Consider the following 465-nt stretch of genomic DNA (forward strand, 5'->3'; position numbering starts at 1 on the left):
GGGCCACCGGGCGCTGGCGCTAGCTTTATTATTCGGCTTTGGCGCACTGGAGACCGTCTTTCTAACGGCTAGTCTGACCAAGTTTATTCACGGTGGCTATTTGACCTTGGGGCTGACCCTCGTCATTTTCTTGATTATGGTCGTTTGGTTCTTTGGTAATCGCCGGCGTTTGCGTTACAACCAGGCAAATGAACAGATTAGTCTGCTAGATTATCGTAATCAACTGATCCAGCTAAGCCACGATGATCACCTACCAGTATTTGCAACGAACTTAGTCTACTTGGCTAAGGTCGACCATCAACACCGGGTTAAACGGTCAATTCTGTACTCGATTTTAGATAAGCGGCCTAAACGCGCTAAGGTTTACTGGTTTATTACCATTAATGAAACCAACCGACCTTATGATTGTAGTTACAGCATTGACATGCTAGGCACTCGAAATATCGTGGAAGTTCAACTCAACTT

The 465-nt window shown here is 45.6% G+C and carries 1 protein-coding gene; it reads left to right on the forward strand.

The genetic code is table 11. The annotated features are described in order from the left end of the window. A partial coding sequence (locus C1J01_RS48605; RefSeq protein ID WP_181449401.1) for a KUP/HAK/KT family potassium transporter occupies positions 1 to 465 on the forward strand: 465 nt, incomplete at both ends.

The sequence above is a fragment of the Nonomuraea aridisoli genome (assembly GCF_003236395.1).
Taxonomy (GTDB): domain Bacteria; phylum Actinomycetota; class Actinomycetes; order Streptosporangiales; family Streptosporangiaceae; genus Nonomuraea; species Nonomuraea aridisoli.